The following is a 20,412-nucleotide window of genomic DNA, read 5'->3' as shown; positions in this document are numbered from 1 at the left end:
CTATGCAGTCGAGTCAGGCGCCAAAGTCCTTCAACCTGCGTGAGCAGGTCGTCCGGCAGGTACGCTCGGAAATCATCACCGGACGCAAGGCGCCCGGATCGGTCTATACCGTGCCGGGGCTGGCCACCGAATTGGGTGTGTCCACCACACCGGTTCGAGAAGCCTTGCTGGAGTTGAGCCGGACCGGTCTGGTGTCTCCGATGCGCAATCGTGGATTCCGTGTCGAGCAACTGTCGCTGCAGGCGCTGGACGACCTGTTCACCATGCGCGAACTGGTGGAACGGTTTGCGTTGGAAACGCTGGCGCGCGTGGGATTGAAGGATCCGCATCCCGTCCGCCTGCTGGCCGATGCGGTGGCCGTGGCGGTGGAGCAGGGGGACGTCGCCGGCTACATCGCCAGCGATCAGGCATTTCATGAAGCCCTGGTTTCCCAGGCAGGCAACCCCCTGATGACACGGCTGGTGATGCAGCTGCGTGACGACATGCGCCTGTATGGCATCGATTCGGAGGAAGGCCTGCAGCGCCAGAAGGCGTCGGTGCAGGAGCATTATCAGATGATCGATCTGGCCATCCGGCAGGACGTGCAGCAGATCGGCGATCTCATCAGCCGGCACATCCTGGCCTGGAAGCCGCTGTTCCGGTCGGCGCTGGCGGGCGCGTCCTGACGACACGGCAGCAGCTGGGGCAACGGCGTTCATGGATGCGACAGTCTTCCCGCTCGCATCGGCTGTGACGGTCGCAACGGCCTCTGTGAACGCGGCTGCCACGGCTACTTGAGTAGCGCGCTACTGATCGAACGGCCGCTGGCTGACGAGGCCCCTGGCACCGCAATCAGTTCGACTTCCCCGCAGAACACCCGCGTAAACCCCTGTTGTAACACGCCAGTAACGCGCTACTATGTGCGCCTTGACTTAGTAATGTGTCACGCGCTACATGACCACGACCCTCTTTTCCGGCTACTGCACGCTCTGCCGATCCCGCTGCGGATCCCTCAACGAGATCGTTGACGGACGGCTTGCCAGGGTCGCGCCGGCGCCCGAGCACCCCACGGGTGGCGCGTTGTGCGCGAAAGGGCGGGCGGCGCCGGAACTGCTCGGCAGCCCGCTGCGACTGACACAACCACTACGCAGGACGACACCGCGCGGCGCCGCCGATCCCCAGTGGGAACCCATGACCTGGGACGCCGCGCTGGACGAGATCGCCCATCGCCTGTTGGCGGCCCGGAAGCAGCACGGCGCGGAATCGGTGGCGTTCGCCGTCACGACGCCAAGTGGCACGCCAATGGTGGACAGCATTGACTGGGTGGAACGCTTCATCCGCTGCTTCGGCAGCCCGAACCTGCTTTACGCGGTCGAAGTCTGCGGCTGGCACAAGGATTACGCACATGCGCTGACCTTCGGGCGGGGCATCGGCGTGCCGGACCTGGACCATGCCGACGTGATCGTGCTGTGGGGGTTCAATCCGGCCCGGACCTGGCTGGCGCAGGCCGCACGGATTGCCGCGGCTAAACAGCGGGGCGCCAAGGTCGTCGTGATCGATCCCAAGCAGGACGGTTCGGGCCAGCAGGCCGATCTCTGGATGCCAGTGCGTCCGGGTGCCGATGCCGCGCTGGCGCTGGGCGCGATCCGGCATCTGCTCGAAACCGGCAGCTACGATGCCGACTTCGTGCGCGAATGGAGCAATGCGCCCTTGCTCGTCGATGCCGAGACGGGGGCGCTGCTGCGGGTCAGTGATCTGCATGACTCGGCTCTTGCAGCAGGACATTGCGCGTCAACGGCATCGGCCACAGCTCCCGAGGCACCCGCCTCCCTATCCCGGTCGGCACCCACCGCCGATGCCTTCGTCGTCTCGACCCCGTCGGGCGAACTGTCGGCCATTGATCCCGCCCGGCCCTTGCCGCGCGATACCCCTTTGTTTGCCGAAGGCACGTACCGGACGGCTCACGGCGAGCGCCGACGATACCGGACGGTACTGTCCGCGTTGCGTCGGCACGTTGCCGACTACACCGAAGAACGTGTTGCGGCAGTGACCTGGATCGCCAAGGACCGCATTACCGAATTCAACGCGCTGTTCATGAACGCGCCCCGTCTGGCCTATCACTCCTGGACGGGCGTCGGTCAGCACACCAATGCCACGCAGACCGAACGCGCCATCGGCACGCTGTACGCGTTGACCGGGGCCTGTGATCGCGAAGGCGGCAACCTGTGGACGCAGCCGCCGCCTTACCGCCTGGTCAACGAGTATGACGCGTTGCTGCCGGCGCCGCAGCGCGCCAAGGCGCTTGGCCTGCGGGACCTGCCCTTGGGTCCGCCCCGGCTGGGATGGATTACCGCCCGTGATCTGGCCAAGGCCGTTCTGGAGGCGGACCCCTATCCCGTCAGAACGTTGGTCAGCTTTGGCAGCAATCTGCTGGTGACCCAGGCCGACACGGAACGCAATGCGCAGATGCTGCGTGCGCTGGATTTCCATGTGCACGTGGACGTGTTCATGAACCCGACCGCGGACCTTGCCGACATCGTCCTGCCAGCCAATCTGCCCTGGGAACGCGAGGCCCTGAAGCTGGGGTTCGAAATTTCGCAGCACGCCGTCGAGCATGTGCAGTTGCGGCCGAAGATGGTCGAGCCGCCCGGCGACGCCCGCGCCGACTACGACATCGTGATGGCCCTGGCCACGCGCATGGGCATGGACGACGCCTTTTTTGGTGGTGACATCGAGGCCGGCTGGAATCATCAGTTGGCGCCGCTGGGCATCGACATCGAGGACCTGCGCGCGCAGCCTGAGGGACGGCGGTTTCCGCAGCCGTTCGCCACCCGCAAATATGCACGCAGGCAGCCTGACGGCACCGTGACCGGCTTTGCCACGCCATCGCGCCGGGTCGAACTCCATTCCGAAGCGCTGCGCCATATCGGGCAACCCGCCTTGCCGACCTTCTTCGAGCCTGACCAGCATCCAGGCAGCGACCCGGATTTTCCGGTCGTGCTGACCACCGCCAAAAGCGGCTGGTACGTGCATTCATCGCATCGGCACATCGCGTCCTTGCGCCGCAAGGCGCCCATGCCGCGCGTGCAGATTGGCGCGGGACTGGCCATGCAGTTGGGCATCGAAGACGGCGCATGGGTGCGGGTGGTGACACGCAACGGAACGGCAAGGCTGAAGGCACTGATCGATCGGGCATTGCATGATCAGGTGGCCGTGGCCGAATTCGGCTGGTGGCAGGGGTGCGATGCCCTCGGGCTGACCGGCGGCCCGGCCTGGGGCGCTTCGAGCGCCAACATCAACGCCGTGCTGGATGATGACGCACGCGACCCGGTCAGCGGCAGCGTGCCCCTGCGCGCCACCCTGTGCCGCATCGAGGCGGACGCCGGATCGAATCGCGGCTACTGGACCGGCATGCGTGCCTTCCGGCTGGCCGGGCGCACGCAGGTCACCGACGACGTGCAGCGCCTGGAGTTCGTGCCGGTCGATGGCAAGCCTCTGCCCGACTACCTGCCGGGTCAGCACGTCATCGTGACGATGCCGGACATGGATTGCCGCCGCGCCTATTCGCTGGTCGGGCCGAACCGATCCCCGGACCGCCTGGCCATCGGCGTCAGGTTGGCGCTGACGCCTGGCGAGGCCCCCGGACAGGTGTCGTCGCGGCTGCACGCGGCGGACGTGGGCGTCACGCTGCTCCTGTCATCGCCCGCGGGCGTGTTCACCCTGCCAGCCGACACGACCCGTCCCATCGTGCTGGTGGCGGGCGGCATCGGCATCACGCCGTTCCTGGGCTATCTGGAAGCGCTCGCACAACGCCAGGCCGAAGGCCTGCCCACGCCGCCCGTGCTGCTGGTGCATGGCGCGCGGCCCGGCGCGCCGCATCCTTTCGCGCCCGCCCTGACGGCGCTTGCCGCCCGGCTTGGCAACGTCGAACTGGTGTTCGCCCGTGGATCCGTGGTGGCCAACCTGAACACCCTGTCTTCCAGGTTCGCGGCGTGCCGTCCGCTGGCCTACCTGTGCGGCGCACCCGGCTTCCTGAAGGAAGTGCGCGACGCCTTGCGCGCCCAGGGCATGCCCGATTTCGACATTTTCGAAGAGACTTTTTCTTCCGAAGTGACGATTCCCCGCACCTTGGCGCCGCAGCCGGTCCGGATCGAGACCCCCGACACGCCGTCCCTGCCAACGTTTGACTGGCACCCAGCCGCCGGCACCTTGCTGGATGCGGCCGACCGTGCCGGCGTAGCCTTGCCCAGCGGGTGCCGCGTGGGGCAATGCGAAAGCTGCGTCATGGCGGTCGTCGACGGGAAGGTCGCCCACCTGGCGCCCTACGACGGCCCCCCGGATCGCTGCCTGACCTGCATCGCGGTGCCGCTGACGCCGGTCACCTTGCGGCGGTCGCCGTAGCGCCCGGCCACGCACCGGTTTCACGTCCTTCCTGCTTTGCGCTCCCCTCTCACCCTTCAGCATTCAACACGGGAAATGGTATGACTCATTCGCAGATCCGGCCGGAATCGCCGACGCCCGACACCCGCCTGATGGCGCGCGTATCGCAAGCCATCGTGTCCTGGGCCGAAAAATGGTTCCCCGATGCCTACGTCTTCGTGGTCGTGGCCTGCCTGGCCGTCGCCCTGGGCGCCGCCTTCCATAGCGGCAATCCGATGGCTGTCAGCAAGGCGTTTGGCGACGGCTTCTGGAGCATCATTCCCTTCACCATGCAAATGGTCATGGTGGCCATTACCGGCTATGTGCTGGCCATGTCGCGGCCGGTGTCCACGCTGCTGCGCCGGATTGCCCGGGTACCGTCGACGGCGCGGGGCGCCATTGTCTTCATCGGCGTGCTCAGCATTCTGCTGTCCTTGATCAACTGGGGCCTGAGCCTGATCTTCTGCGGCCTGCTGGTGCGTGAAATGGCGCGCCGTACCGACATGTCGCTCGACTACCGCGCGGCCGGGGCCGCCGCCTACCTGGGCATGGGCTGCGGTTTCACGCTGGGCATGAGTTCATCGGCTGCGCAGCTTCAGGCCACGGTATCCAGCATCCCGTCGTCGCTGCTGCCGATCACCGGCGTGATCGGTTTCGATCAGACCATCCTGACCTGGCAGAACCTGGTGGTCATCGTGCTGGTCACGGTGCTGTCGGCGCTGATCTGCTACTGGACCGCGCCAGGCCGCGACGCCACCCGGACCGCCGCCGACCTGGGGGTCGATCTGGACGATGACCAGCCGCCAGTCCTGACACGGCAACGCAAGGGCGACTACTTCGAGTACAGCCCGATCCTGACGATCGTGGTCGTGTTGCTAGGCGCAGGCTGGCTGTACAACGCGTTTCGCAGCGGCAATCCGCTGATCACGATGTCGCAGCTGAACACCTATAACTTCGTATTCCTGATGCTGGGACTGCTGCTGCACTGGCGGCCGCGCAGTTTCCTGGACAGCTTCGTGCGGGCCATGCCGAGCGTGGGCGGGGTGCTTCTGCAGTTCCCGTTTTATGGCGGTATCGGGTACATGCTGACCAAGGTGCCGAATGCCCAAGGCGCGACCCTGTCCGATCAGATCGCGCACTGGTTCGTCAGCGTGGGGCATGACTCCGGCATGTTCTCGGTGCTGGTCAGCGTGTATTCCGCCGTGCTGGGTTTCTTCATTCCATCGGCGGGCGGCAAGTGGATCATCGAAGCGCCCTACATCATGACCGCCGCGAACCAGATCGAGGCGCATCTGGGTTGGACCGTCATGGTCTACAACATTTCCGAGACGCTGCCCAACTTCATCAATCCGTTCTGGATGCTGCCGCTGCTGGGCATCCTCAAGCTCCGGTCCAAGGACCTGGTGGGCTACACCTCGCTGCAGTTCTTTATCCACACCCCGATCGTGATCCTGGCCGCGGCCTTGCTGATGCCTACCTTCACCTACGTGCCGCCGGTGATTCCCGGCCGGTGACCTTCCTGCTTCGGTAGCTACCTATGAACCCGACGATTCTGCGAAACGAGCCGGTACTGTCCTATGCAGCCGGATCTCCCGAACGCGACGCCATCCGCGCCGCGCTGGATGCCCACGCCGGCGAGGTGATGGATATTCCCCTGGTCATCAACGGCCGCCGGCATGCCGGGGGCGGTTCCTTGCCCTTGCATGCGCCGCACGCGCACCGCCGTCAGTTGGCGACGGTCAGCCAGGCCGAAGTGGGCGACATCGCGCAGGCCATCGTGGCGGCGACCCGCGCGCAGCGGGCGTGGGCGGCCATGGATTTCGAAAGCCGCGCAGCGGTGTTCCTGCGCGCCGCCGACCTGCTGGCCGGCCCATGGCGCCAGCGGCTCAATGCCGCCACCATGCTGGGCCAGGGCAAGACGGTGGTGCAGGCCGAGATCGATTCGGCCTGCGAACTGATCGACTTCCTGCGCCTGAACGTTGCCTTCGCGCGCACCTTGCAGGCCCATCAGCCGCATTCGCCCGACGGCATGCGCAATGCCCTGGACTATCGGCCGCTTGAAGGCTTCGTCTACGCCGTCACGCCGTTCAACTTCACGGCGATTGCGGGCAACCTGCCTTGCGCGCCAGCCCTGCTGGGCAATACCGTGGTCTGGAAGCCCGCCTTCACCGCCTCGCTCAGCAACTATCTGTTCATGGAACTGCTGGAAGCGGCCGGATTGCCGCCGGGCGTCATCAATTTCGTTCCGGGGTCGGCAGCCGCCGTGTCGGAAACGGTATTGGCTTCGCGTGACTTTGCCGGGCTGCACTTTACCGGGTCCACCGACGTCTTCGATGCCTTGTGGCAACAGGTCGCGCGCCGCCTGCCGCAATACCGCAGCTACCCGAGGCTGGTGGGCGAGACGGGCGGCAAGGACTTCGTGCTTGCGCATGCGTCGGCGGATCCCGAATCGGTGGCCGTGGCCCTGCTGCGCGGCGCCTTCGAATACCAGGGCCAGAAATGCAGCGCGGCATCGCGTGCGTATCTGCCGGCCTCGCTGTGGCCGCGCATCAAGGAACGGCTGCTGGACGATCTGGCGACGCTGAAGATGGGCGATATCGAAGACTTCGGCAACTTCATGGGCGCCGTGATCGACCGGAAGGCCTTCGACCGTGTGTCCGGATACATCGCCGGCGCCCGGGCGGCGGGTGACCGGGTGCTGGCCGGCGGGCAATGCGATGACCGCGATGGCTACTTCATTGCGCCCACCGTGATCGAAGTGTCGGACCCCAAGGCCGTGACCATGCGCGAAGAAATCTTCGGGCCGGTGTTGTCGCTGATCGTCTATCCCGATGCCGCGTGGGAAGACATGGTGGCCGAAGTCGATGACACCAGCCCCTATGCGCTGACCGGCGCCGTCTTCGCCACCGACCGGCAGGCCATCGACTACGCCAGCGCGCACCTGCGCGCCAGCGCCGGCAACTTCTACATCAACGACAAGCCGACGGGCGCCGTGGTGGGGCAGCAGCCCTTCGGCGGCGCGCGCCGCAGCGGGACCAACGACAAGGCGGGGTCGGTGCTCAACCTGCAACGCTGGACGTCACCCCGCACGATCAAGGAGACTTGGGTGCCTGCGACCAACTATCGTTACCCGCACATGGCCTGAACCGGCGTTTCCGTGGCATTGGCGGTGCCACGGCGTCTTATCTGCAAGGACACCCCCCATGCACATCCTGGATAGCGCGGCCACGATCGGCCGGCTCCCGTTTCCGGCGCTCATCGCCGCGCTGGACGACATGTTCCGCGCGGACGTGACCGTTCCGCGCCGGCATCTCCACGTCCTGTCCGACGCGCCGCCCCATGCCGGCAGCCTGTTGATCATGCCGGCCTGGCAGCCCGGCAGGTATCTGGGCATCAAGCACGTCACCATCTTTCCAGGCAACGGCGAAGCCGGTCTGCAGGGTCTGCATTCCACGTACACCCTGTTCGACGCGCGCACGGGTGTGCCGGTGGCCATGCTGGATGGCGACGCGATCACGGTGCGGCGGACGGCGGCGGCATCGGCCCTGGCGGCGCGGTCGCTGGCGCGGGCGGATGCGCGCCGGCTGCTGATCGTGGGCGCGGGCAAGGTCGCGGCGGCGCTGGCGCCCGCGTATGCGGCGGTCCGGCATATCGACGAGGTGACGGTCTGGAATGTGCGGGCCGACAAGGCAGAGGTCCTGGCAGCGCGCTTGCGCGAGGACGGCTTCAACGCGACCGCCATCGAGGATCTGGAAGCCGGCGTGCGGCGCGCCGACATCGTGACGTGCGCCACCTTGTCGCAGGCGCCGCTGGTGCGCCGGGCCTGGCTGCAGCCCGGGGTGCATGTGGACCTGATCGGCGGGTTCACGCCACAGATGCGCGAAAGCGATGACGCGACGTTTGCCGATACGTCGGTGTTCGTGGACACGCGCGAAGCGCTGGACAAGGCGGGGGATGTGCTGTCACCGATGGCGGCGGGCGTGTTCGCGGCGGAACACGTGCGGGCCACGCTCGAAGACCTGTGCCGCGGAAGGCATCCCGGCCGCGAGCGCAACGATGAAATCACGGTGTACAAAGCCGTCGGCACGGCGCTGGAGGACCTTGCGGCGGCGATGTTGGTTTTCGAGGCGAACGAATCGTCGGCGTGAAAGCGGGTGTCGTGCCTTGCCCGCCGCTGGCATGAGGCGCCCCCTGCGCTGGCAGGGCGTCAAAGTTGCAGCCGCGCCGGCGCCAGATCCAGATGGGCCGAGTGCTTGACCTCCTCCATGACGGCATAGCTGCGCGTTTCCCGCACGCCCGGCAATTGCCACAAGACCCGGCCTGCAAAGTCGCGGTAGCCGTCCATGTCGGCGTGGCGGGTCTTGAGCAGATAATCGAATCCTCCGGCCACCATGTGGCATTCCATGATTTCCGTGCGCACCTGCACCGCGGCCTTGAATTCGTCGAAGACATTCGGGGTCGTGCGATCCAGCAGCACTTCCACGAACACGAGCAGCCCGGCGCGCAACTTGCGGGGGTTGAGCCGCGCTTCGTATCCCAGGATCAGATTGTCCTTGGTTAGCCGCTGTACGCGGGCCAGGACGGCGGTGGGGGACAGATGCACGGCCTCGGCCAGACGGGTATTGGCGATCCGGCCGTCCTGCTGAAGCAGCGCCAGGATCTGCAGGTCGGTCTTGTCCAGGTCGGGAGTGTCGGGCGGCATGATGATTTCTCTATTTTGATCAAAAAATATAGCAAATTACTCAGCATCAATGCCGGCATCATTGTCGAAAGTCCACGTTAAACCTGATCGGAAGCTTTGCAATGTCTGCGCACCCCCTTGCCACCGCCAAACCCCCCGTCACCTTCGACCGCGCGGCCGACAGCGCGCAGACCCCCGTAGCGGATCCCGTCACCGGGGACGCCTTGACGCCGCTCCCCGCCCGGTCTCCGCTGCGCCAGGCCATCACACGGGCGTGGCGCCTGCATGAGCCCGACGCCGTGCCGCCGCTGCTCGACGCCGCCCGTGTCGGCCCGGACAGCGCGGAACGCATTGCCGCACTGGCGCGCCGGATTGCCCAAGGCCTGCGGAACCAGCCCACCGCACCGGGCAAGTCCGGGCTGGTGCAAGGGCTGCTGCAGGAATTCTCGCTATCCTCGCAAGAAGGTGTGGCGCTCATGTGCCTGGCCGAAGCGCTGCTGCGCATTCCCGACACTGCCACGCGGGACGCGCTGATCCGCGACAAGATCCGCGGCGGCAACTGGAAGGACCACATCGGCCAAAGCCCGTCGGTGTTCGTCAACGCCGCGGCCTGGGGCCTGATGCTGACCGGCAAGCTGGTCGCCACGCACAGCGAAACCGGAATGGGGTCGACGTTGAGCAACGTCATGCGCAAAGGCGGCGAGCCGCTGATCCGCAAAGGCGTGGACGTGGCCATGCGCCTGATGGGCGAGCAGTTCGTGACCGGCGAAACCATTGCCGAGGCGCTGCGCAACGCCCGTGACCGCGAAGCGGCCGGCTACCGCTATTCGTATGACATGCTGGGCGAGGCGGCGCTGACCTCGGCCGACGCCGCCCGCTACTTCGCGGACTACGCTCAGGCGATCCATGCCATTGGCGCGGCATCGGCCGGGCGCGGCATCCAGGACGGACCCGGCATCTCGATCAAGCTGTCGGCCCTGCATCCGCGCTACAGCCGCGCGCAGATCGACCGGGTGCATAACGAACTCTACCCGTCCGTGCTGCAACTGGCCGAACTGGCGTGCCACTACGACATCGGCCTGAACATCGATGCCGAAGAAGCCGACCGACTGGAACTGTCGCTGGACCTCCTGGAACGGTTGTGCGCCGAGCCGTCCTTGCGCGGCTGGGATGGCATCGGGTTCGTGATCCAGGCGTATCAAAAGCGCTGCCCGGCCGTGGTGGACTACCTGATAGACCTGGCCCGGCGCAGCAACCGCCGGCTGATGGTCCGGCTGGTCAAAGGCGCCTACTGGGACAGCGAGATCAAACGCGCGCAGATCGACGGGCTGGATGACTATCCCGTCTACACCCGCAAGCCCTATACCGACCTGTCGTATATTGCCTGCGCGCGCAAGCTGCTGGCGGCGCCGGATCAGATCTATCCGCAGTTCGCGACGCACAACGCGCACACCCTGGCCGCAATCCACGAGCTGGCGGATCCCGCACGCTGGGAGCCCGGCCAGTACGAATTCCAGTGCCTGCACGGCATGGGCGAATCGCTGTATGACCAGGTCGTCGGCACGGGTCCGGACACCTTGGGCCGCCCCTGCCGCATCTACGCGCCGGTCGGCACGCACGAAACCCTGCTGGCCTATCTGGTGCGCCGCCTGCTCGAAAACGGCGCGAACTCGTCGTTCGTGAATCAGGTGGCCGACCCGTCGATTCCGCTCGACGCGTTGGTGCAGGACCCGGTGGCGCAGGTGGATGCGATGACGCGAGAAGAGGGCTGCACCGGATTGCCGCATCCGGTCATTCCACTGCCTGCGAAGTTGTACGGCCATGCGCGCGACAATTCGCGGGGTATCGACCTGGCCAGCGATGACCTGTTGGCGCAGCTGGATGGCACGATGCGACGGCATGCCTCCGATGCGCTCGGCGCGCAGCCGATGCTGGCATCGCAGGCCGCACCCGGCGCCCCCGTGGATGTGATCAACCCGGCCGATCACCGTGACCGCGTGGGCCAGGTCCGACACGCAACGCCAGCCGACGTCGACGCCGCCTTGGCCGCTGCCGTCGACGGCGCCGCCACCTGGGCCAACGTGCCGCCTTTCGAACGCGCCTTTGCCCTGGAACGCGCGGCGGACGCGCTGCAGTCGGACACGGAACGCCTGGTTGGCATCCTGGTGCGAGAAGCCGGCAAGACCTGCGCCGCCGCTGTGGCCGAAGTGCGCGAAGCCATCGACTTCCTGCGCTACTACGCCTGGCAGGTCAGCACCACGTTCGACAATGCGACGCACCGGCCCTTGGGACCGGTGGTCTGCATCAGTCCCTGGAATTTTCCCCTGGCGATCTTTACCGGGCAGATCGCGGCGGCGCTGGCCGCCGGCAATACCGTACTGGCCAAGCCGGCCGAGCAAACGTCACTGATCGCAGCCGAAGCGGTTCGCCTGCTGTGGCAGGCAGGCATTCCGCGCGCCGCATTGCAGATGTTGCCTGGATCAGGCCAGGTGCTCGGCCCCTTGCTGGTGAATGATCCCCGCGTGCAAGCGGTCATGTTTACTGGATCGACCGCCGTTGCCCGCCAGCTTCAACGCAGCCTGGCCAACCGCCTGGGTACAACGGGCCGGCCCATTCCCTGGTGGCGGAGACCGGCGGACAGAACGCAATGATCGTGGATTCCTCCGCGCTGGCCGAGCAGGCCGTGCAGGACATCGTGCAGTCCGCCTTCGACAGCGCCGGGCAGCGGTGCTCGGCACTGCGGGTGCTGTACGTGCAGCACGACGTGGCCGACCGGCTGATCGACATGCTGAAAGGCGCGATGAAAGAACTGCGCCTGGGCGACCCCGGCAGGCTGCACACCGACGTCGGCCCCGTGATCGATGCCCGCGCGCGCGACACCATTCAACGCCACATCGACGCCATGCGCGCCAAAGGCTTCGATGTCATGCAGACGGCCTGGGGCGACGCCGCCGCGCGCCAGGCCACGATGGAGCAGGGCACCTACATCCCCCTACGCTGATCGAGCTGCCGTCGTTGCGCGAACTGCGGCAAGAGGTGTTCGGCCCGGTGCTGCACGTCATCCGCTATCGCCGCGAGGATCTGGATACCGTCCTGCAGGACATTGCCGCCACCGGCTACGGGCTGACCATGGGCCTGCACACGCGTATCGACGAGACCATCGCCCGCGTCGCGCGGCAGGCGCATGTCGGCAATCTGTATGTCAACCGGAACATGGTCGGCGCGGTGGTGGGGGTGCAGCCGTTCGGCGGGGAAGGGCTGTCGGGCACAGGCCCCAAGGCGGGTGGCCCGCTGTACCTGCTTCGCCTGCTGGCGGACCGTCCGGATGATGCGATCGATCTGGCGCTGCAGGGGCTGGTGAAGGAGGAGGTTGAAAGCACGCCGGCTACGCCTTCGGCCGCGGCAGGCGGCATTGCCCGGGGCGCGGCCCTTGCGCAGTGGTGCGCCCAACAAGGTTTCAGGGTGCCCACGCCGCCCGATTTGCCCATGGATGCCACGTTCGTCCTGGCCGGCCCGACGGGCGAACGCAACACCTATCGACTCGTGCCCCGCGATGCGGTGCTCTGCGTCGCAAGCGACCCGAGTGCGCTTCTGGCCATGACGGTTTCCGTCCTGGCCGTCGGATCCCGCGCCGTCTGGGATGCCGCCAGCCCGAACGCCGCCAGCCTGCACCTGCGCCTGCCGCCGGCAGTGCGTGCTTACATCACGCTGCAAAGGGACACAGGCCAAGGCAGCACGCCGATCGTATCGGCAGTTCATCAAGGAACAGATGCTTCGCTGCTGACCTTGATGGCCAGCCTGGCCGCGCGCGACGGCGCCATCGTGCCGGTCTATGCGATCACGGACGATGCGCCCGCGGTGCCACTCGAATGCTTGATCATGGAGCGCGCCGTCAGTACCAATACCGCGGCGGCAGGAGGCAACGCCAGCCTGATGACGATGACGTAAAAAGCCGCGCGGGGCCTACACCCGCGCACCCTTCAACAACACCAGCACGACGCCAGCGCCGCCATCATTCGGCGGCGCTTCGACAAAGGCCAGCACCTCTTCTTTCTGCACCAGCCAGCGCCGCACTTTCTCTTTCAGGACCGGGGTGCGATTGACGGACCCCAATCCCTTGCCATGAATCACGCGCACGCAGCGAAATTCCATTTTCACGCAGCCGCGCAAGAATTCCGCCAGTGCTTCCCGCGCCTCGTCCACCCGATATCCATGCAGGTCCAGCTGCGACTGGATCGTCCACTGCCCGCGGCGCAGCTTGCGCACCACGTCATGGCCCAGACCCTGGCGGCGGTATGACAGCGTTTCGTCCGTTTCGATCAGCCAGTCGGCGCCGTACTCGTCGGAAATCGACTCCCTCAACACTTGCTGGTCGTCTTCCCACCGCTTGAACGGAAAGGGCGCGGGCGCCGCGACAGGCTTTTCCACCCGCGGCGCCAGCTTCAGCGGCTTGACGGCGCCGACCAGGCTGCGGAATTCGGCCGCGGCCTTGCGGGCTTCCTCGGCCGCGCGCGCGGCTTCCCGGGCGCGGGCTTCGTCCACGCGCCGCTGTTCCTCAAGCTCCTGTTTCAGGGACTTGAGGTCAGCCAGGCTTTTGCGGCCAGGTTTCGTGGCCATGGTCGAACTCCGGATTCAGGGCGGAAAATGCGATTTAGACCGCTTCGCCGTCCAGCCAGCGCTGCGCATCCAGGGCGGCCATGCAGCCCGTCCCGGCGCTGGTAATGGCCTGGCGGTAGATGTTGTCCTGCACGTCGCCCGCGGCGAACACCCCCGGCACCGACGTCATGGTGGCCAGGCCATGCAGACCGCTACGGGTAATGATGTAGCCGTCTTTCATTTCCAGCTGACCTTCGAAAATGCTGGTGTTGGGGTGGTGGCCGATCGCGATGAACACTCCCGTCAACGCCAAGTCTTCGGTCGTGCCCGTCTGGTTGTTGCGAATACGGGCGCCGGTGACGCCACTGTTGTCACCCAGCACCTCATCCAGCTCGCTGTGCAGCTTGAAGATGATTTTGCCTTCGGCCGCCTTTTCGTTCAGGCGGTCGATCAGGATAGGTTCGGCGCGGAACTTGTCGCGGCGATGCACCAGCGTCACGGTCCGGCAGATGTTGGCCAGGTACAGCGCTTCTTCGACCGCGGTGTTGCCGCCGCCGATCACCGCGACGTCCTGCTGCTTGTAGAAAAAGCCGTCGCAGGTCGCGCAGCCCGATACGCCACGGCCCTTGAAGGCTTCTTCCGACGGCAGGCCCAGATACTTGGCCGATGCGCCCGTGGCGATGATGAGGGCATCGGTCGTATAGGTGCCCGAATCGCCCACCAGGGTGAACGGGCGCGCGTCCAGCTTTACCGTGTGGATATGGTCGAACACCATTTCGGTCTTGAACCGTTCCGCGTGCTCAAGAAAGCGCTGCATCAGTTCCGGACCCTGCACGCCGTTGACGTCGGCCGGCCAGTTGTCCACTTCGGTGGTGGTCATCAGTTGGCCGCCTTGCTCCATCCCGGTGACCAGCACCGGCGACAGATTGGCGCGCGCCGCGTAGACGGCCGCGGTGTAACCGGCGGGGCCCGACCCGAGGATGAGGACTTTAGCGTGTTTGGTTTCGTTCATAGTTGACGTCGTTTTCCTGTCTGTTCCGTTCAAATTGGACCACGAACCGAACATTCAAGGCATTGCAGTGGAAAGATCGATTATAAGTAGCGGTTTGTTGCACTGTGCTTGAGTTTATCTATCACGACGATAGCGCCCGCGCCGCTGGGCATGCGGCGTCGCACATATAATCACCGCCATGGCTCGTACCGCAACTGCCGGGAATTCCCGCAAGTCTCCTCCCCCAGCACCAGTACCGGCGCGCTGCCGGGTCGCCTGTCTCGATTGTTCCGTGAGGCGCGCTGGATCCTGTTTGCCGCGCTCGCGGTCTATCTGACGCTGGTCCTCGCTACCTACCACACGGCCGACCCCGGCTGGTCCCACGCGGTCAACACCGACCGCGTCTTCAACAGCGGCGGGCGTTTTGGCGCCTGGCTGGCTGACCTGTCCCTGTTCCTGTTGGGTGTGTCCGCCTGGTGGATGGTCGTGTTGCTGTTGCAACGCGTCTATGCCAGCTCACCTGCGGCTGGCCAACCATCTGCTGAAAACCCCCAACGAAAGCGATCCCCCGGTCCGCGTGAAATGGGAACAGGGTTTCGGTTTTGGCGCGATGCTGCTCGGCTCGGTCGGGCTCGAAGCGCTGCGCCTCAAGTCCTTTGGCGCGTCCTTGCCGCACGGCAGCGGCGGCATGATAGGCGAGGGCATTGCCCGCTACGCCGCGAACGCGTTCGGCTATACCGGCGCCACACTGCTGCTGCTGGTGTGCTTCGCCATCGGCGCCAGCCTGTTCTTCGGCTTTTCGTGGCTGGCCCTGGCCGAACGCGTCGGCTTCCTGCTGGAATCCAGCATTCGCCGCACCAAGGTTGCCGTCCAGGCGCGCGAAGACCGCCGCGCGGGTGAAGTCGCCCTGCAGGCCCGTACCGAAGTGGTCGTGGCCAAGCAGGAAAAGCTGGTCCACGAACAGCCCGTGCGGATCGAACCCGCCGTGACCGTGGTGCCAAAATCGCCGCGCGTGGAAAAGGAAAAGCAGCAGACGCTGTTCGTCGACCAGCGCAACGAAAGCGCCAGCGGGGACCTGCCGGCCTTGAGCCTGCTCGATCCGCCGCCGCCCGTGCAGGAAACGGTGTCCAGCGAAACCCTGGAGTTCACGTCGCGCCTGATCGAAAAGAAGCTGGCCGACTTTGGCGTGCAGGTGTCGGTCGTGGCGGCGCAGGCCGGCCCGGTCGTGACCCGCTACGAAATCGAACCTGCCGTGGGCGTGAAGGGCAGCCAGATCTTGAACCTGGCCAAGGATCTGGCGCGATCGCTCAGCCTGGTCAGCGTTCGGGTCGTCGAGACGATCCCCGGCAAGAACCTGATGGGCCTGGAACTGCCGAACATGCGCCGCCAGACGGTCAAGCTGTCGGAAATCCTGGGCTCGCAGGCCTTTCACGACAACGCATCGCATCTGACGATGGCGCTGGGCAAGGACATTGCGGGCAAGCCCGTGGTGGCCGACCTGGCCAAGATGCCGCACTTGCTGGTGGCCGGCACGACCGGTTCGGGCAAGTCTGTCGGGATCAACGCCATGATCCTGTCGCTGCTGTACAAAGCCGATCCGACCCAGGTCCGGATGATCCTGATCGACCCGAAGATGCTGGAAATGAGCGTCTACGAAGGCATTCCCCATCTGCTGGCGCCGGTCGTGACCGACATGCGCCAGGCGGCCAACGCGCTCAACTGGTGCGTGGGCGAAATGGACAAGCGCTACCGCCTGATGAGCAAGCTGGGCGTGCGGAACATGGCGGGCTACAACGCCAAGATTGCCGACGGGATCAAGAAGGAAACGCCGATTCCGAATCCTTTCTCGCTTACGCCGGACGCACCGGAGCCGCTCAAGCCGCTGCCCATGGTCGTCGTGATCATCGACGAGCTGGCTGACCTGATGATGGTGGTCGGCAAGAAGATCGAAGAACTGATTGCCCGCCTGGCGCAAAAAGCCCGGGCGTCGGGCATCCACCTGATCCTTGCCACGCAGCGCCCCAGCGTTGACGTGATCACCGGCCTGATCAAGGCCAACATTCCGACCCGGATCTCGTTCCAGGTGTCGTCCAAGATCGATTCGCGGACCATTCTGGACCAGATGGGGGCTGAGGCCCTGCTGGGACAGGGGGACATGCTGTACATGCCGCCAGGCTCGGGCCTGCCCACGCGTGTCCACGGTGCGTTCGTAACCGACGAAGAAGTCCATCGGGTGGTCGAACAGCTCAAGCTGCAGGGCGAACCGAACTACGAAGACGGCATTCTGGATGGTTCGGGCGAAGGCGACACCGGCGACGGCGTCAGCAGCGTGACCGGGATGGCGGATGCGGAATCCGACCCCATGTATGACCAGGCTTGCGAGGTGGTGCTCAAACACCGCCGCGCGTCGATCTCGCTGGTGCAGCGCCATTTGCGTATCGGTTACAACCGGGCCGCGCGCCTGCTGGAACAGATGGAACAGTCGGGTATCGTGTCTTCCATGCAGTCCAACGGCAACCGCGAGATCCTCGTGCCCGCCACGCAGGGCGAATAAGCCCGGCTTCGTGTCCGGCCTGCCAGGCGCCCGGTGCGCTTCGCGGGCCGCACGACTCCTTCGGATGTTGGACGCGGTGCTACGGCGCCGTTTTTTATGGAGATGTCATGACCGCTACGTTCCCCTTTCCGCGGCTTCCGGCGCTGCGCAAGGCTGCGCTGCCTGTGCTGGTCAGTGTCTTGGTGCTGCCTGCCGGCGCATGGGCGGCCACCGCCGCCGAGCAGCTGCGCGCTTTCGTCAGCGGCACCCAGTCCGCCACCGGCAGCTTCACGCAGACCACCAAGGCCACGACGGGGCAGGGTACGCCCAGCCAGTCCGGCACCTTTTCGTTCCAGCGTCCCGGCAAGTTCAAGTGGCAAGTCGTAAAGCCCTACGAGCAGTTGATCGTCTCGGATGGCAAGCAGTTGTATCAGTACGACCCTGACCTGATGCAGGTCACGGTGCGCGCCGTGGGTGAAGCAATCGGCTCGTCGCCCGCGTCCATCCTGTTCGGTTCGGGTTCGCTGGAACAGTCGTTCAACGTCGCCTCCCTGCCTGCGAAAGAGGGCGTCGAATGGCTGCGCGCCACGCCCAAGTCGCCCGACGCCGGTTTCTCGCGCGTCGACATTGGCTTCCGGGATGGACTGCCGGCCCAGCTCGAACTGCTCGATGCCTTCGGCCAGACCACGCAGGTCACGTTTGCCGACATGGTCCGCAATCCGGCCGTGTCCGCCGACAGCTTCCGGTTCGTTGCTCCCAAGGGCGTCGACGTGGTCCAGATGAACCAGCAGCCTGGACAACCGGCCAAGCGTTGATCGTTTGACCGTTGAATCCCATGGCTGATCTGTTCGACGCCGCGCCCACCGCGCCCCTGGCCGAAGCGCTTCGGCCCGCCACCCTGGACGAGGTGATCGGGCAGTCGCACCTGATCGGCCCCGGCAAGCCGCTACGCCTGGCCTTCGAATCGGGCAAGCCGCACTCCATGATCCTGTGGGGGCCGCCTGGCGTCGGCAAGACGACACTGGCACGGCTGACCGCCACTGCCTTCGGTTATGAATTCATTGCCTTGTCGGCTGTGTTTTCCGGCGTCAAGGAAATCCGGGCGTCCATGGAACGCGCCGAGCACAACCTGGCGCTCGGCAAGAAAACCATCCTGTTCGTCGACGAAATCCACCGCTTCAACAAGAGCCAGCAAGACGGCCTGCTGCCCTTTGTCGAATCCGGCCTGGTCACCTTCATCGGCGCCACCACCGAAAATCCGTCATTCGAAGTCAACTCGGCATTGCTGTCGCGCGCGCAGGTGTACGTGCTGCAAGTGCTGACCGACGACGAACTGCGCCAGCTCGTTCGGCGTGCGCAAGACACGGTGCTGACGCACCTCAAGCTGGAAGACGCCGCCATCGACACCCTGGTCGGCTATGCCGATGGCGACGCGCGGCGCCTGCTGAATCTGGTCGAACAGACCGATACGGCGGCCCGCGCCGCCGGGGTGGATCTGGTCACCCCTGACTTCCTGCAGAACGCGCTGACCCTGAACGCCCGCCGCTTCGACAAGGGCGGCGACAACTTCTACGACCAGATCTCGGCCCTGCACAAGTCGGTGCGCGGCTCCCATCCCGATGCCGCCTTGTATTGGCTGACCCGGATGCTGGATGGCGGCGCCGACGCCAAATACCTGTCCCGCCGCATTGTGCGGATGGCCTGGGAAGACATCGGCCTGGCCGACCCGCGCGCCATGCAGATCGCCAATGATGCGGCGTCGACCTTCGAGCGGCTCGGTTCGCCCGAGGGCGAACTGGCGCTGGCCCAGGCCGTGATCTACCTGTCCATCGCGCCCAAGAGCAACGCCGGCTACATGGCCTACAACCAGGCCCGCGCGTTCATCAAGAAAGACAAATCGCGCGAGGTGCCCGTCCACTTGCGGAACGCGCCGACCAAGTTGATGAAGGAACTCGGGTACGGGCATGAGTACCGATACGCGCATGACGAGCCCGAAGCCTACGCCGCGGGCGAGACCTATCTGCCGGAAGGCATGCCGGAACCAGGGTGGTACCAGCCCGTGCCGCGCGGATTGGAGCTGAAGATCGCGGACAAGCTGGCGCACTTGCGGCAGCTGGATGAAGACGCCAGCGAGGATTAGTCCGCCTTGAAGCCGGTCGCCGCAACGGCCTTGCCCCAGGTCTCTTTGTCCTCGGCAATGATCCGGGCAAACGTGTCGCGGCTGGAGCCCGTCACGCGAAACCCTGCCTCTTCCAGGCGTGCCCTGCTGTCAGGGGATTGCACGGCTTTCACCACGTCCTGACTCAGTTTCGCCAGAATGTCGGCAGGCGTCTTTGCGGGCGCAACGATGCCGAACCACGACGTGAATTCCAGGCTTGGGTAGCCTTGTTCCTTCATCGTCGGCACGCCGGGCAGACTCGTGCGGCTGCCGCCGGTCGTCCCTAACGCCGCCAGCTTGCCCGCCTTCACATTGGGCGCAGCCAGACCCACACTGGCGAATACCGCGTGCACGTCTCCCGCAAAGACGCCGCCCAGCGCATCGCTGGTGGTCCGGTAGTGCACCGGTTCGGAAACCAGCTTCGCCGCGTCGGCAAACAGATGGGCGCCGAAATGTCCCGGCGTGCCGGCGCCAAAGGTACCCATCACCAGGCGATTCTGCCGCCGCGCCCACTCGACAAAATCCGGCACGTTGCGGGCAGGGGTCTTTTGCGGATTCACCAGCAGTACGAAATCCGAACTGACGACCTGGCTGACCGGCACGAAGTCTTTCGCGGGGTCGTAGGGCAGCCGGTTGTAGCTGCTGGGCGCGATGCTGAGCTGGCCCGTCTCACCCAACATCAGCGTGTAGCCATCGGGCGTGGCGCGGGCGGCTTCACTTGCGGCAATCAGCCCGCCCGCGCCGGGTTTGTTGTCCACGATGACCGCCGTACCTGACCAGTTCTCGGACAGCTTCTGGGCCAACACACGCGCCACGATGTCTGGCCCGGTACCCGCGGCAAAGCCGACAATCAGGCGCACTGTCCGGCTGGGGTAGCCCGCCTGGGCCACCGCGTTTGCGCAGGGCGCAAGCAGCGTTGCGCTCGCCAGTACCAAGCTGGCAGCGCGTAACGCGCGCCTGCGAAAAAGCCCGGCGAGTCCATGCGGTCGAGGGGTGAAGGGTACATGTCGAGGTCTCCAGGTGGGTTGTCGCGGGTAAGTGCTCGCGCACGCTTC

Annotated in this window: 11 protein-coding genes and 2 pseudogenes; 9 read left to right on the top strand and 4 right to left on the bottom strand. The window is 65.8% G+C overall.

The features are described 5' to 3' along the window. Positions 1-2: 2 nt before the first annotated feature. From ACNANG_RS06045 to ACNANG_RS06025, 5 genes are all read left to right on the top strand, one after another. Positions 3-665: a GntR family transcriptional regulator gene (locus tag ACNANG_RS06045; RefSeq protein WP_420226417.1), complete on the top strand. Its 663-nt coding sequence runs from the start codon at positions 3-5 to the stop codon at positions 663-665. 268 nt (positions 666-933) lie between these two features. Further along, positions 934-4,380: a molybdopterin-dependent oxidoreductase gene (locus tag ACNANG_RS06040; RefSeq protein ID WP_420226416.1), complete on the top strand. Its 3,447-nt coding sequence runs from the start codon at positions 934-936 to the stop codon at positions 4,378-4,380. Between the two features lie 80 nt (positions 4,381-4,460). Further along, positions 4,461-5,912, top strand: coding sequence for a short-chain fatty acid transporter (locus ACNANG_RS06035; protein ID WP_420226415.1), 1,452 nt, complete (start codon positions 4,461-4,463; stop codon positions 5,910-5,912). Between the two features lie 23 nt (positions 5,913-5,935). Further along, positions 5,936-7,543 carry an L-glutamate gamma-semialdehyde dehydrogenase gene (gene pruA / locus ACNANG_RS06030; protein WP_420226414.1) on the top strand — a complete coding sequence of 536 codons (1,608 nt, stop codon included), beginning with the start codon at positions 5,936-5,938 and terminating at the stop codon, positions 7,541-7,543. 58 nt (positions 7,544-7,601) lie between these two features. Beyond that, positions 7,602-8,546 (top strand): ornithine cyclodeaminase family protein, encoded by a 945-nt coding sequence (locus tag ACNANG_RS06025; RefSeq protein WP_420226413.1) that lies wholly within the window; start codon positions 7,602-7,604, stop codon positions 8,544-8,546. 59 nt (positions 8,547-8,605) lie between these two features. Here the strand turns inward: ACNANG_RS06025 and ACNANG_RS06020 are convergent, their stop codons facing one another. Continuing rightward, positions 8,606-9,100 carry an Lrp/AsnC ligand binding domain-containing protein gene (locus ACNANG_RS06020; RefSeq protein WP_420226412.1) on the bottom strand — a complete coding sequence of 165 codons (495 nt, stop codon included), beginning with the start codon at positions 9,098-9,100 and terminating at the stop codon, positions 8,606-8,608. 101 nt (positions 9,101-9,201) lie between these two features. Between ACNANG_RS06020 and putA the strand changes: the two are divergent. Beyond that, positions 9,202-13,027, top strand: a pseudogene (gene putA, locus ACNANG_RS06015) (trifunctional transcriptional regulator/proline dehydrogenase/L-glutamate gamma-semialdehyde dehydrogenase). A 15-nt stretch (positions 13,028-13,042) separates the two neighbouring features. Here putA and ACNANG_RS06010 read toward each other — a convergent pair. After that, positions 13,043-13,696 carry a Smr/MutS family protein gene (locus ACNANG_RS06010; RefSeq protein ID WP_420226411.1) on the bottom strand — a complete coding sequence of 218 codons (654 nt, stop codon included), beginning with the start codon at positions 13,694-13,696 and terminating at the stop codon, positions 13,043-13,045. Between the two features lie 34 nt (positions 13,697-13,730). Next, a complete protein-coding gene (trxB, locus tag ACNANG_RS06005; protein WP_420226410.1) occupies positions 13,731-14,687 on the bottom strand; it encodes a thioredoxin-disulfide reductase in 957 nt (318 codons plus the stop codon). Positions 14,688-14,951: 264 nt separating this feature from the next. Here trxB and ACNANG_RS06000 point away from each other — a divergent pair. The 3 genes and pseudogenes from ACNANG_RS06000 (at position 14,952) to ACNANG_RS05990 (ending at position 19,339) form a co-directional block, all read left to right on the top strand. After that, positions 14,952-17,220, top strand: a pseudogene (locus tag ACNANG_RS06000) (DNA translocase FtsK). Positions 17,221-17,327: 107 nt separating this feature from the next. Beyond that, positions 17,328-18,014 carry an outer membrane lipoprotein chaperone LolA gene (lolA, locus tag ACNANG_RS05995; protein WP_420226409.1) on the top strand — a complete coding sequence of 229 codons (687 nt, stop codon included), beginning with the start codon at positions 17,328-17,330 and terminating at the stop codon, positions 18,012-18,014. A 20-nt stretch (positions 18,015-18,034) separates the two neighbouring features. Next, entirely contained in the window at positions 18,035-19,339 is a 1,305-nt protein-coding gene (locus ACNANG_RS05990; protein WP_420226408.1) for a replication-associated recombination protein A, read from the top strand. Here ACNANG_RS05990 and ACNANG_RS05985 read toward each other — a convergent pair. Next, a complete protein-coding gene (locus ACNANG_RS05985; RefSeq protein WP_420226407.1) occupies positions 19,336-20,292 on the bottom strand; it encodes a Bug family tripartite tricarboxylate transporter substrate binding protein in 957 nt (318 codons plus the stop codon). The two genes, ACNANG_RS05990 and ACNANG_RS05985, sit on opposite strands and share 4 nt — an antisense overlap. Between the last annotated feature and the right edge of the window lie 120 nt (positions 20,293-20,412).

This window comes from Pigmentiphaga litoralis (assembly GCF_048632615.1).
GTDB classification, from domain to species: Bacteria; Pseudomonadota; Gammaproteobacteria; order Burkholderiales; family Burkholderiaceae_B; genus Pigmentiphaga; species Pigmentiphaga litoralis_B.
Note: the sequence above shows the minus strand (reverse complement) of the source record. Positions and strands in the feature narration are given on the sequence as shown.